Source organism: Pseudoalteromonas sp. S1609 (genome assembly GCF_005887255.1).
In the GTDB taxonomy this organism is placed as follows: domain Bacteria; phylum Pseudomonadota; class Gammaproteobacteria; order Enterobacterales; family Alteromonadaceae; genus Pseudoalteromonas.
This window is the reverse complement of sequence record NZ_PNDJ01000032.1, coordinates 50380-63278: the sequence shown is the minus strand read 5'-3', so window position 1 is coordinate 63278 and position 12899 is coordinate 50380. Positions and strand designations below refer to the sequence as shown.

The 12899-nt window shown below is 36.6% G+C and carries 7 protein-coding genes and 1 pseudogene; 7 read left to right on the top strand and 1 reads right to left on the bottom strand.

The window, feature by feature from the left end:
- Positions 1-558: 558 nt before the first annotated feature.
- The 7 genes and pseudogenes from CWB76_RS09335 to CWB76_RS09305 all read left to right on the top strand — a co-directional run bounded on the left by CWB76_RS09335 (position 559) and on the right by CWB76_RS09305 (position 11960).
- Positions 559-1392: a tyrosine-type recombinase/integrase gene (locus CWB76_RS09335; protein WP_138607066.1), complete on the top strand. Its 834-nt coding sequence runs from the start codon at positions 559-561 to the stop codon at positions 1390-1392.
- Positions 1389-2480, top strand: a complete 1092-nt coding sequence (locus tag CWB76_RS09330; protein WP_138607064.1) for an IS91 family transposase — start codon at positions 1389-1391, stop codon at positions 2478-2480. Before CWB76_RS09335 ends, CWB76_RS09330 begins: the two co-directional genes overlap by 4 nt.
- A 343-nt stretch (positions 2481-2823) precedes the next feature.
- Complete coding sequence (locus tag CWB76_RS09325) at positions 2824-3402, top strand: GNAT family N-acetyltransferase (protein ID WP_138607062.1); 579 nt, start codon at positions 2824-2826, stop codon at positions 3400-3402.
- Positions 3403-3566: 164 nt separating this feature from the next.
- Entirely contained in the window at positions 3567-4814 is a 1248-nt protein-coding gene (locus CWB76_RS09320) for a hypothetical protein (RefSeq protein ID WP_138607060.1), read from the top strand.
- Between the two features lie 510 nt (positions 4815-5324).
- Entirely contained in the window at positions 5325-9239 is a 3915-nt protein-coding gene (locus tag CWB76_RS09315; protein WP_138607058.1) for a hypothetical protein, read from the top strand.
- Positions 9240-9449: 210 nt separating this feature from the next.
- Positions 9450-10046 (top strand): annotated as a pseudogene (locus CWB76_RS09310) (tyrosine-type recombinase/integrase).
- 324 nt (positions 10047-10370) lie between these two features.
- Positions 10371-11960: a hypothetical protein gene (locus tag CWB76_RS09305; RefSeq protein WP_138607056.1), complete on the top strand. Its 1590-nt coding sequence runs from the start codon at positions 10371-10373 to the stop codon at positions 11958-11960.
- 520 nt (positions 11961-12480) lie between these two features.
- On the opposite strand, the gene CWB76_RS09300 is transcribed toward CWB76_RS09305, so the two are convergent.
- Positions 12481-12891, bottom strand: a complete 411-nt coding sequence (locus tag CWB76_RS09300) for a hypothetical protein (RefSeq protein WP_138607054.1) — start codon at positions 12889-12891, stop codon at positions 12481-12483.
- Positions 12892-12899 lie beyond the last annotated feature (8 nt).

The following is a 12899-nucleotide window of genomic DNA, read 5'->3' as shown; positions in this document are numbered from 1 at the left end:
ACAAACTTCTTAACTAATTGCCAATACAACAAAAATACAGTGACTCTAACTTTTTCCTCAGGGTAAAAACGAGCGATTGGGTCGTTTTCCTGACTATGCAAGCAATATACTTTGACGAAATAGAAAAGTAATTGTGAGCGGCCGATGTTCGCTCTTGTTAGGAATTCGCCTAAACACGTTTTGGGGCATAAACGAGTTAGTACCATAGTCCGCTTTTGGCATTAAACCGAACTTCGGCTAAGAGCGATAACCGGACATAGAGATTGGCTAATTATCGTCGTTAATTGATTGGTTAAACTGCTCTTTGCGCATATATTCATGAAAATGAGCGCTGCGCGCATATTGGTTCATTTAACTTTACCTAAAAAATTTAGAAAACTTAGTGATAGTAATGCTTTAGGTTATTTGTTAAAAGTAGATAAATGAGCGTTAAGTCGGCAGAAATATGCGCGATGAGCGCACTATTAAATTGTTGAACTAAGCCGCTACGCGGAGATCCTATTCTTACCATTTGAGCCACACTTACCTTGGGGTTATCCCACAACTTGGAGGTAAGTCATGAATACACTCATTGAACAAGTCAAAACTGAAATAGCCTATCTTGGTTATTCACAAAGTACCTGTAAAAGTTACTGCGAGCATTTGCTTAAACTCAGCCATTATTTTAATAAACCACTCGATTTAATTACTGATGATGAGCTGAATATATTTTTTAAAGATCCCGCTATTCGCAAGCTCTCCAGAGCAAGCCAAAAAATACAGATAAACAGCATTTGGTTTTTGTTTAAGAATATTTTACACCGCCCACTTAACTTAGATATTGCACTGCCAAAAGTAAAACTTCGCGCACCCACGTATTTATCGCGCGATGACATGCGACGGCTTATAGAAAGTTGCACCGATATGCGCTTAAAAACATTGATAGTGGTGTGTTATGGATGTGGCTTACGTATAAGCGAACTGCTACGCATTAAAGTACAAGATATCGATGGGCAGCGTAAAACCATTTTAATTGAACAGGGTAAAGGAGATAAGTCACGCTATGTTGTTGTATCAGATAGCGTGCTAAATCAATTACGTTGCTATTGGAAAATGTATCACCCAACGGGCTGGATGTTTTATTCACGATGGTTAATGGATAAACCCATGTCACCCTCAAGCTTCAGAAAGGCATTGAGAAAACATACACAAGCGTGTGGCTTAAAGCACTGTAATCCACATGCTTTACGCCATGCTTATGCAACACACCAACTTGAATCAGGTATGCCACTTCATCAACTGCAACATCAGCTTGGTCATAGTAATATTAAAACCACACAAAGTTACTTACATTGGTTACCAGAGTTAGGTCATGGCGGCATTGATTTACTTGCGAGCTGGGGAAATCAATGAGCGGCTTGCACCTCGCTGATATTTTAAACTCGAATCTTGAGAATTATCGCCAGCATCATACGATGAGCTATCAACAACTGCGCGTGTGTCAGCACCTTCAATCATGCAGAACGGGTCAGCTCGGTTACCAAGCATGGAAATGTGATAGCTGTGGTGAGTCGCTAAAAATTGGGTGTAGTTGTCGAGACCGTCATTGTCCGCGTTGCCAAGGCATGGCTACTGCTAAGTGGGTGCAAAGGCAGCAAGAGGATTTATTACCGTGTCGGTATTTCCACCTTGTTTTTACGCTCCCTCATGAGTTGAATATCATTGCGCACTATAACCCAAGCGCGTTGTACCAGTGTTTATTTAAAGCCGCATGGCAAACGCTGAGCAAATTTGCGAAACGAAAGAGGCATGGCCAGTTAGGTATGACAAGCGTACTGCATACATGGGGGCAGAACTTAAGTCAGCATATTCACCTGCATTGTTTGATACCCGCAGGCGCGCTTGATAAAGCGCGCTGGCATGAAATAGAGAAAGGTTATTTATACCCCGTAAAAGCATTATCAACAGTGTTTAGAGGAAAAATGCTGGCGGCGCTCAATGAATGTGATAGTTCATTCGCGAAGATAAGCACACCAACCAAATGGTGCGTGTATAGCAAAGCCTGTTTAACGTACAGTGAAAAGCTAGTTAGTTACCTTGCTCGTTATACCCGAAAAGGCGTAATGTCAGAATCACGATTAGTGTCAGCGACTGAAGAAACAGTGAGCTTTAAATACCGCGATTATGCAGATAACAACCGCGATAAAGTCATGACTCTGAGTTGTGATGAATTTTTACGGCGTTACTTACAACATGTATTGCCCAAAGGGTTTATGCGCATTCGCCACTATGGCTTTTTAGCTAATGCGTGTCGCAAGCGAAAGTTAGGGTTAATAAAGGCTCAAGCATCAGCAACCCCATGCAAAGCGGTGAAGCCGAAGGTAGAGCAAAAACGATTAATACCGCATTGGCCTTGCCTGTCATGCAAGGTTGGCATATTACGGTTTATTGGTGTGATGAATTTAGATGTGGCGACAAATAAAATAGCGCGAACGAGTTAGCAGCCTTGCTTGCTGCATAAAATCAATGAGTTAACCTGCTTAATTGCTCAGGCTAATAGCGACTATGCGAGCGAAAAATATCCTTGCTTAACGGTTAAACATTCGGTTTAATGAATAGATAATAAACGCTGAGCAATGCAGGGAAAGCTTAAATTATAATAGGTAAGCTTATTAAATTAGCTGATTTAGCTAGAGCCTCTAAAAAGCAAATTCCCATAGCATGAACAACACCAACTCTGACACACCGAGCAGGTAGCGCCTCAGTCCAACAAGCGATTATGCAACACAAACAGCGTGTCGCATAAATACTAAAATGTTAGCTGGCAAAAGGAAATTGAGGCTTATGTGGACAGAAAAAAGCTTAATTGAAGGTCAATATGTTGCTCTTGAACCTCTTACTTTAGATCATGTTCCGGCATTGATTGAGGCAGTTAAAGACGGAGAGCATTGGAAGCTATGGTTCGCTAATGTACCAAGCCCAGAAAAGATGCATTGCTATGTCAGTGATGCAATCACTCAGATGCTTCTAGGTAATATCGCCTATGCGGTGAGAGACAGAGTGACTAATAAGATAGTAGGGTCGACTCGTTACTATGGAGTTGATGATTCAAATAAACGGGCTTTGATTGGTTATACTTGGTATGCAAATTCGGCTAGGGGAACTCTGATAAATACAGAGTGTAAATATCTTCTCCTCAAACAGTTATTTGAGAGGTACGAGGCAATTGCAGTTGAGTTTCGAACTCATGTTTGCAATACAGCTTCTCGAAAAGCTATTGAACGGCTAGGTGTAAATCAAGACGGTATTTTACGCAACCATCAAATACTAAAGGATGGTTCTGTAAGGGACACGGTTGTTTATTCAATTATTGATTCAGAGTGGTCTGAAATTAAGCAAGGTTTGCTAAAAAAGCTCTGCTAACAAAGCGTTTAAGGCAGATTCGCAACGCGCGGTAATTTCGGTTTGGTTGAGTTTTTGTGTTTCTGGTGGCAAGGTTAAGTTTCGTATCAGCGTTGCTCACTACTTAACGCGGCGTTATGTGCCTATCAATGTTTCGTGTAATCTAACAAATAGAAGAAAAATTAGTGAAATTAACAAAAGAGCAATACGACAAATTGAATAGTCTTCTTGAATATATCATCAAATATGATAAGTATTTCGATACTGACTATTTTGACGAAGAAATTTATTCTTCTGAGAAAATTGAAGAAAGTATTGAGGAACAAGAAGAGAGAGAGGAAGTTTATATTCCTTTCCCTGCAGAAGACGATTCTTCAATTGCTACTGAAGAACTTCTAGAATTAGATGATGATATTAGATCTATAAAAATAGAAGATCACGGACATATAAATACGAAATATCGTTCAATATATATTGTTTCTGCTAATGACCAATATAGTGAGTTTGCATTAAATGAATACCCATCAATTACTATAGAACACGATCAAAATGTTAAAATTAACCTCATAAACTCTTCCGTAATTATTGGTTTAGTTGCAACTAAAATAGGTGCGTACGATGGCGATTATTGGCCTACATACTCTGCGTATACAGCAATTGAATTCGTATACAAAGATGAAAAATCTAAATTAAGGGGCAACGAAGAATTACGTTTGATAGACTCATTTGTTTTTGAAGTTGCAGATACTACAAATATAGCTCTAACTAGAAGTAAAATATATTGTCCAATGGATGATTACAGCGATATTGAAGATGAAATTGGTAAAATTGGTGAGCTTCGAGAGTTGGTACCCGCGAATGATGGAATGAGATACTTTAGATCGGGAGTTCAAATCGAAGACTCTGAGCTTAAGTTTTTGAGCTTCTATAAAGTTTTGGAACATTTTTCCCCTATTGCTCTTAGAATAGAAGCGTATGAACTAATGAGGAAAAAACTTGATGCTTCAAAGTCCAGTTTTGATAGTGGCGATTACATTAAATCATTATTTGATTTAGCAAAATCTGTTCAAGGAAGGTTTACTGATGAAGAGCTTATAAAGTCATCTTTCTCAAAATGTTTCGATTTTGTCGGCCTTTTTCCTAAACTCCCCGCTAGCATTCAAGTATCTATCAAAAAGCAGCTTAAATTAAAAGTTATTGATTATTCTGTTGACCCTCAAAAAATAACAACTGCTTCGAATATTGCAGCAAAAATAATATATAAAACGCGAAATAATGTTGTTCATGCTAAGTCAAATTTTGATAAATCAGGTGATGAAATTTCATCTGAAGCCGAATTTGTTGAATTAAACGCATTTATGAAAGAAGCTTGCTCACAATCTATCAGATGGTATTCAAGGCTTCCTGAACACCAAAAGATTGAGATAATATAAAGTAAAAGCACATAACAAGTCGTTTAAACGGAATAAAAACAGTTGGTTATCGCTAAGCGATTCTAACCAACAATTTTTATCCGCTTAACGAGGCGTTATACCTAATTAAATATTTGAGTACATAATGAAATTATTATTGCCAAAAATGAGTTTAGTAGACCGTCGCAAATGAGCGAGGAGCAGACAGTCAGATAAACTTGTTTTTGGAAAAATGAGTTACACCCTAAGGAATGCTTTGTGCTAAATAGACTGTTAGCGCCATAGTCTCATGTTAGGTGAAATGCGCTTACTTCAAACGACGTCTATAGTTATTTCATACGACTACAGTTAAAGTGGAACACTAAATATTTCAATTTATTTGGCGTTTTTTGTGCAAGTTGCCAGTTTAACTTTGTAATTACTCCCGCTATATAGAATGCAATAGATATTATGCTTAAAGATATAATACAAAAATGAGATATGTTGTTACACAAATACATTTCAGGGTGAATTTAATTAAAGGAGTAACTGATGAGTAAGTTTATTATATTTGTCCACGGCTTAGGTGGCAAAATTGATAAGACATGGGGTAATTTCCCTCAGTATATAATTAATGACCCTGATATTGAGCATACAGTAATTGAGTATGGGTACACTTCTCCCCATTTCCTAAAACAATTCTATAAACCAGCCCCTACAATTTTAAACATTGCAAATGGGCTACTTACCGATATAAACGCTCGATGTGACCTTGCGAAAGATGAAATCATTTTAGTTGGCCATAGTATGGGAGGGTTGGTTATTAAACGTCTGCTCGTCAGGCTTAGTAAACTGGGAACTAAACATAACATCAAAAAAGTATGCTTCTTTGATGTACCTCACGGTGGTTCAGGATTAGCGAATATAGGTAAATTTATTGCTTTTAATAATAGGCACTTGAAATCGCTTGTTAATAACTCTAGTGACTTAGACGCTTTAGATGAAGATTGGGTAGATAAAAAATTAAGTGAACAATTGAATATACTGAGCATTATTGATGCAAATGAAACCATCGTATCTTCAGTGAGTTCAAAAAGCCTATTTAGATACCACCCTATCGAAACAATAAATGGGGTAGATCACAGCTCTATAGTAAAACCTAACTCAGAAGATGACACACAGGTTTTACTACTGAAATCATTTATCAAAAATACCCCTTCGGTTGGTAAATTCAATTTAGATGCGGCTAAACCTATTAAAGAATGGCTTAAATATGATGAGCGTAAGCATGAGCTTGCGTATGAAGAAGATGAGCCAAGAAAAATAGCATTTTCCGCATTATCAGAAGCAATAAACTCTAATAGCTGTTTTATCAGACTTACTGGCTTATCTGGTTTAGGAAAGTCGCGGTTATTGATTGAATACAAAAATAGAAATAACTTAAAAGATAGTGATTTTATTATATTTAGTGGCGCTGAAAATGTACGCGCTGTTCAAGAGTCAATAAAAACAGCTGCCGAGAATGGAGCAGAGGGGTTCGTTATAATAGACAATTGTTCAGTCGAATTACATAACTATGCGACGAATGCAATTGAAGTTAACAACTCACCTCTGAAGCTAATTACTACTTATTTTTATCACGAAGAAGATAAGAAATTAACAAATAGCATACGTATCAAATTAGAAAAATTAGAATCGGAGCAAATTTCTAATATTATCGACGCTCGACTTCCAGATCTTGAACCTTCATCCAAACAACAGTTAGAGAAGTTTATAGAAGGCTTTCCGCTGCTTGCACAAATGACTACAAAGGAACTACAGCAAGAGGGGCGTGTTACCACTAAATTTGATGAATCCAACCTTGTAGAAAAATTAATAAATGGTGATGGAACTTTGAGTGACCAAGCGAGAGAGTTGCTAAAAGTCTTTTCTCTTTTCGATTATTTTAGATTTCAGAAAGGTGTTAGAGATGACGTCAATGAAGATGCTGAATTTTTAAAGCTCATTGCAGGAACAGACCAGATTACCTTTGAAAACACAATTATGACTTTCAACGAAAAAGAGTTGATTAACTGTACTGGAAGCTTAGCTCGTGTGGTTCCTAAACCATTAGCTTTAAACTTGGCAATGGAATGGTGGAATACAAGTGCATTTGATAGACAAAATGAGATTGTCTCCAACCTTCCAGCTACGCTGCACGATAGTTTTTGCGATCAAATAAGATACTTAGACTCTTCGATAAATGTGCAATCGTTTGTTGAAAATTTTTGTGCTGCTAACCACCCTTTCGGCCAAGCGGAATTGTTGCTATCTAAGCAGGGTTCAAGACTTTTTCGCGCATTAGTTGAAGTGAACCCTACTGTTACAAATAATCAGTTGCACAGAGTTATTTCGCGATTAACTGATAAAGAAATACTCGATATAGAAGGCGATGTAAGACGAAACTTAGTCTGGGCATTGGAGATGCTTGTTTTTCATAAATCTTGCTTTGATAAAAGTGCATGGACTTTATTTAAATTCGCGCAATTTGAAAACGAAAATTATAGCAATAATGCATTGGGACAATTTTCGCAATTATTTCGCTGGCAATTATCTGGTACTGAAGCTGATTTTGACCAAAGACTGGCAATTTTGAATAAAGCAATTGCCTTAGACTTAGAAAGTGCAGATATTGTAATAATTGACGCCATAAAAACAGCAATGGATACTCACGGCGGCACCAGAACAATAGGAGCAGAGTTTCAAGGCACTAAGCCAGAATTAAAAGAATGGCATCCAAAAACATATCAAGAGATTTATGATTATTGGCAGTCTTTATTAGACATACTACTTGTGATTGTTAAGCGTGGACACTTGGTTGAACAGGTTAAAGGTGCATTTGGTCATGAAATTAGAGGATTAATCCGATACAAGCTACCAGAGAATTTGGACTACTTTATTAAGGAAGTAATCAAACTTACAGGTAAATACTGGCCTGCCGCAGCTCAATCGATAAGCCATGCTTTACATTATGATGCTAAAGGAATGATTCAAGAACAAATCGACCTTTTAAAGTCGTGGGAAAAGCTATTGTCCCCTGACGAAAATAGCATTGAAGAACAGTTGAAATTAGTCGTGCTTAATCCATCGAGAGAGCAAGTAAAAGGCGATGATGGTCACTATATTGATATGGCAGCAGAAGATGCGAAGGAACTAGCGAAAGTTCTTAAAAATAGGCTTGCTGATTTGTATCAATATTTTGAATTATTGATGACCTTTCCTGAGCAGAAGCAAAGTTGGGTTTTTGCAAAACATTTAGTGCTAGAAGCAGATAATACATCAGAGCTAGTTAATGCAACTCTCGACTATTTGCGTAAGCATAATATTGTTAATACTCAGTTCCTTTCTGGTTTATTGTCTGGACTTAATGTAAAGGAGCCTGCTGAATGGAAAGAAATAATCGAGTTAATAGGCTCAGATGAAAAGCTTATTAAATATTATCCTGACGCGATACGTACTGGTCGCTTTGAAATTTCGCATTTAGATGTTTTTATTAGATTGATTGCTGAAGAAAAACTCCCTAGCTATTCAGCCTCTACGCTTGTTTATGGGTGTGCAACTGAGCATTTAACTGAAGAGGAAATATCTCACTTTTGCATGTCACTCAGCAAAATTGATGCGACAGCAACTTGGGTAGCACTTGATAATATGAACATGTACACACATGGTCGTAATGATGTGGATTTTACTCAGTTAAGAGAGACTTTAGCCCATTTAGTTCTTAATGTTTCTTTCAAAAAAGAAGATAAGACTCGCTATTCAGATAGTTACCATTGGCTAAATTCCGTTGAACGATTATTAAAGTCGGAAGATGCTGAATTCGCATTACAGCTATGTTTGCATGTTATTGATCAAGTTGGCGGAAATGAGGTTGATTATTCTGACTTATGGGATTACTTAAGTAATGCTTTCTATAAAGCTTTCGAAGTACATGGTGACTATATCTGGCCTGAGGTTGCTAATAAGTTTACTGATGGAAACGCAATTAAACCGTATCGTTTAATTGACTTACTTGGTAGTGGTAAATCTTATAAAAAAAGAGATAACAGTATTTTTGATATCTTAGATCCAGAAGTTGTTGTTGATTGGTGTAAAGATGAAGTTGCTCTTCTTATAGTTGGTCGAGCAATTTCGATGTTTATCTCGCGTGGCGAAGAACGCGCAATAAACCCGTTAATGATTCAATTATTGACTGAGTATGCTGATAGCAAGCCATTTCTCAGTGAAATATCTGCAAATTTTTCAAGTAGATCATGGTCGGGGTCTTTAATCCCGTATTTAGAAGCTGATAAGAAAATACTTCAAACTTTAGTCGAACATACCAATATCAAAGTGAGAAATTGGGCTGTAGGCTTTATAGAGAATATTGACCATCAAATTGAATATGAAAGAAAGCGAGATGCTGAAGAGCATATGTTGAAGGGCTGAAATCAAATGAAACTATTCGGAGACTCTTTAGCCCGTTAGTGTGGCAAATATTAGGTGTGTTAAGATTCACTTCACAACTCATCCAATATCTCTATGCTTTCTCATCAGTTTATACTCTTTAGTAAAGTGTGGTTGTAAACGGGTTTTGTCCAAATCCTAATCAGTAATACATCCACTATCCTCATAGTGACTTTTAAATAGGAGGTCACTATGAAACCAGAACTAAACCACAATGCTACTGGTGTGAAACGTCCTTTCAAGCTTGAAGAGATTTGGCGTATTCGCACTCGAATTGAAATTCAAAACAACTTGATACAATTAGCTTTACTGAATTTGGCTATAGATAGCAAGCTAAGATCATGTGACTTACTCTCTCTAAAAGTTCGAGACGTCGCTACTCTCGATCAAGTATTTGGAAGGGTTCAATTAACGCAGAAGAAAACAGGGATCGAAGTTCAATTTGAGATAACTCCGAGAACACAACAAAGTATTATCCGTTGGGTACAAGAAGTTAAATTGTAACCCAGTGATTATTTGTTTCGGAGTATACGTCGCTCTAATCAACCAATAAGCTATTCATATTACAGGTCTATCATCAGGAGCTCGGCTGAGCAATTAGGACTTGATTCTGGCCTTTATGGAACTCACTCAATGCGAAGAACCAAAGCGACTTTGGTTTATGCTCAAACCAAAAATATACGTGCCGTTCAGTTACTACTTGGTCATACAAAAATTGATAACACCATCAGATATCTCGGAATTGAAATTGAAGATGCAATTAAGATATCCAGAGAAACGGATTGTTAATTTTATATAGGCAGCAACCCCAAGCTGCCTTTGCCCCATTTTAACTTGGCAGTGTTCCAAATTGTTACGTCTGGTATCATCAAGATGAACAAATTTTAGTAATTTATCCCAGTCTCAGTATATTGGTGGCAATTCACTATGCTGATTTGTCCTTGAAGCGAGAAATTTAACGCAATTGTGTTTCGTCCCTAAAGCATAGTATGCTCAACGAACTACACATACCCCATGAATCAATGGGCTTTCAACGAAGTGTTACATAACCGGGAATGTTCATTTAGAAACGAATGTACATAATTGAATAACTCCATAAAGGATTTGATAACAATGACTCGTCTATTATTTCGCCCACTACCAAACGTCGAAGGTGAAATGTATACAAAAATTAAAAATAAAGTATTCTCAGTTTATTCATCTGGCCATATAACTGACAAAGCTAAAATAATCGAAATTTGCATGCTCATATATAAGGAATATGAAATTACTTTAGAAGAAAGTATAAGCCAATTAAATATATATGAATTGGTAGAATTTATGCTCTTCCAGTATGAAGGATATGCAGTTCAAAACTTATTATATCAGAGTGGCAAGCTATCTAGAGAACAAGAAGAAGATTGGTTGTCATATGCAAGCCATTCTAGACGAGGAATTAAGTACTTATTAGAGCTGCTTTGCAAAGAACATAATAATTTAGATCACGAAGATAAGATAGAATTAAGTGAAAATGAGTCGTTAGAAGTCATATCAAAAATCTTTATATCTATAGAAGAGATGTGTTCATCTTACATGAGGGTAGATGGCTACAAGTTTTTGGTTGATTCGCTGGATCTACATTTAGATATAAGTAAGTATACTTACTTCTATGTTCCACAAGACTTAGATGCCTGTAATATAATAGATATTCGAAATGAAAGGAATGGTATTCATTCCTTAATCACTGGGTTACCTTACGGCATCGATATCAATAAGCATAGTTTAGTATTATATCCCTCTTTTAAAGATCACTTAGGGCTAACCTACAAAGAATTAATCACCTTCTTATATAACTACATATCTAACCAGAAAACCCCAGTCACGCTAGTCGAAAAAAGGAAGGTTATTGAAGAGTTACAGCAACGCTATTCGCTTTCGTGTGAGCAAGCAACTAAGGTAATTCAAGGCTTTAGCGTGAGAAGTGTTAATCTGAAAGATAGGTTATTGTATAGCCCAAAACAAGAGCATAGAGCCTACCATCGAGGCTTTTTTGAATTTACTCGTAATGGGGTACCATCACTGTTTTTTTCAAAAACTATGGCTTTAGAGGCTTTAGATATATTGACAAACAATGCATGCTATCAAAAGTTACCCGAAGACTGGAAAGATAATGCAATAGAAAACCAATTAACCACACTTTCTAACAATGCAGGTAAATGGTTTGAAGGTATTTTACATGACAACTTAAGCCTCATAGGTATTAAATCAATAAAATCTATAAAAAGTTATAACTGCCAAGAGAAAAAAAAAGTTTTGCCAAGTGATGTAGGAGAAATTGATTTTATAGGTTATTTCCCAGAAGAGTTCGCTATATTTGTTATTGAAGCAAAAAATGTTAGATTCAATACTGAGCCAAGACTTTATCGCGATGACTTAAGTAAGTTTATATACGGAAAGAAATCCTATTCTGAAAAATTTATAAAAAAATGCCAATGGGTCGTAGATAATATAGAGCTCGTCGTAAGCGAGCTAAACCAGCAAGGAGTGAGTATCGATAAAGTAAGAAAAGTCTATAAGGTAATGGTCACTCTTACACCATCTCCTGTTGAGAGAAAAATTAGTAAATTTAGTTGCATAAATATTGTTAGCTTTGTAAATGCTATCAAGTCTAAAGATCTTCAAGATCTTTCTAGTATCGATGTAGACTATGAGTTCTGTGATTAACTTCCTTAACAAATAGGACTGATATTAGACAGGAGTGATCTCAGACTCTCATACGACGAGTCACTATTGTGCTGCGAGTTAGACCCTATGGGGTGGCACCCACTAACAAAATGTGCATACGCGTCTAGTCTAAGTATTCTTGGGTTTGAGGTGCTTGGTTTTTTTGTAGCTGTGATTTGTATGTCCTACGCAAATCCTGCATAAGCTAAATCAGGTACTATGCTTTGAAGATGCTCTGAATTGTTCATTTTTTGCATCTCAGGTATAGCATTCAAAGGTGCCTACCAGCATTTTAGAATACTATAATTTATCCGAGAAGCAGATTGCTGCATTTACTCAAACTCAGTTCTGTCCAAATACGAGTTGGGTGGACGTCCTTTATTTTAACGGGATTTACGATATTAAGTTGCTGTTGAACGGTCGAGTTTGTCTTATGCCGCTGTCAGTTTTGATTAAGCCCTAACAATCAAACCTGACAGATAAAGTTAACACTTATTCAGAAAAAGTTGTTCAATTTAGTTTATTTGTCTTCAGGTCTTTCTGCTACTAATATATCAAGGTTACCTTTCAGAGCAGGAATTTCTGTGGCATTTTGTAAAACTCTTTGTAGGAACCTTTTTTGTTCATTAATTGTTTTATTCTTTAATTCTATCTCTGCTTCAAGTTTCTTTATTCGCTTAAGTAGATCAACATCGGCCTTAATGATTCCCTTTTTAAAATGATGATCTTTAGTGTTTTTTGAACATTTCTTATGTTTATAAGCTTGATAAATCCCGTTATAGCTCTCTAATGTTTGTCTTGATACTTGAATATCAAGATCAATTGAAATTTTTTGAGTTAGATTTTTCCATGTAAGCTTTCCTTCCCAAAGAAGGATCATTCTCTCAATGTTAAACTGTGTTTCATTTGTAATTTTAGCTTTAGCTGGCATCGCAAGTT

What these genes read in the sequence shown, in the direction of transcription:
- CWB76_RS09325 (WP_138607062.1), top strand. Translation starts at nt 2,824, where the DNA reads ATGTGGACAGAAAAAAGCTTAATTGAAGGTCAATATGTTGCTCTTGAA.
- CWB76_RS09315 (WP_138607058.1), top strand. Translation starts at nt 5,325, where the DNA reads ATGAGTAAGTTTATTATATTTGTCCACGGCTTAGGTGGCAAAATTGAT.
- CWB76_RS09335 (WP_138607066.1), top strand. Translation starts at nt 559, where the DNA reads ATGAATACACTCATTGAACAAGTCAAAACTGAAATAGCCTATCTTGGT.
- CWB76_RS09305 (WP_138607056.1), top strand. Translation starts at nt 10,371, where the DNA reads ATGACTCGTCTATTATTTCGCCCACTACCAAACGTCGAAGGTGAAATG.
- CWB76_RS09330 (WP_138607064.1), top strand. Translation starts at nt 1,389, where the DNA reads ATGAGCGGCTTGCACCTCGCTGATATTTTAAACTCGAATCTTGAGAAT.
- CWB76_RS09300 (WP_138607054.1), bottom strand. Translation starts at nt 12,891, where the DNA reads ATGCCAGCTAAAGCTAAAATTACAAATGAAACACAGTTTAACATTGAG.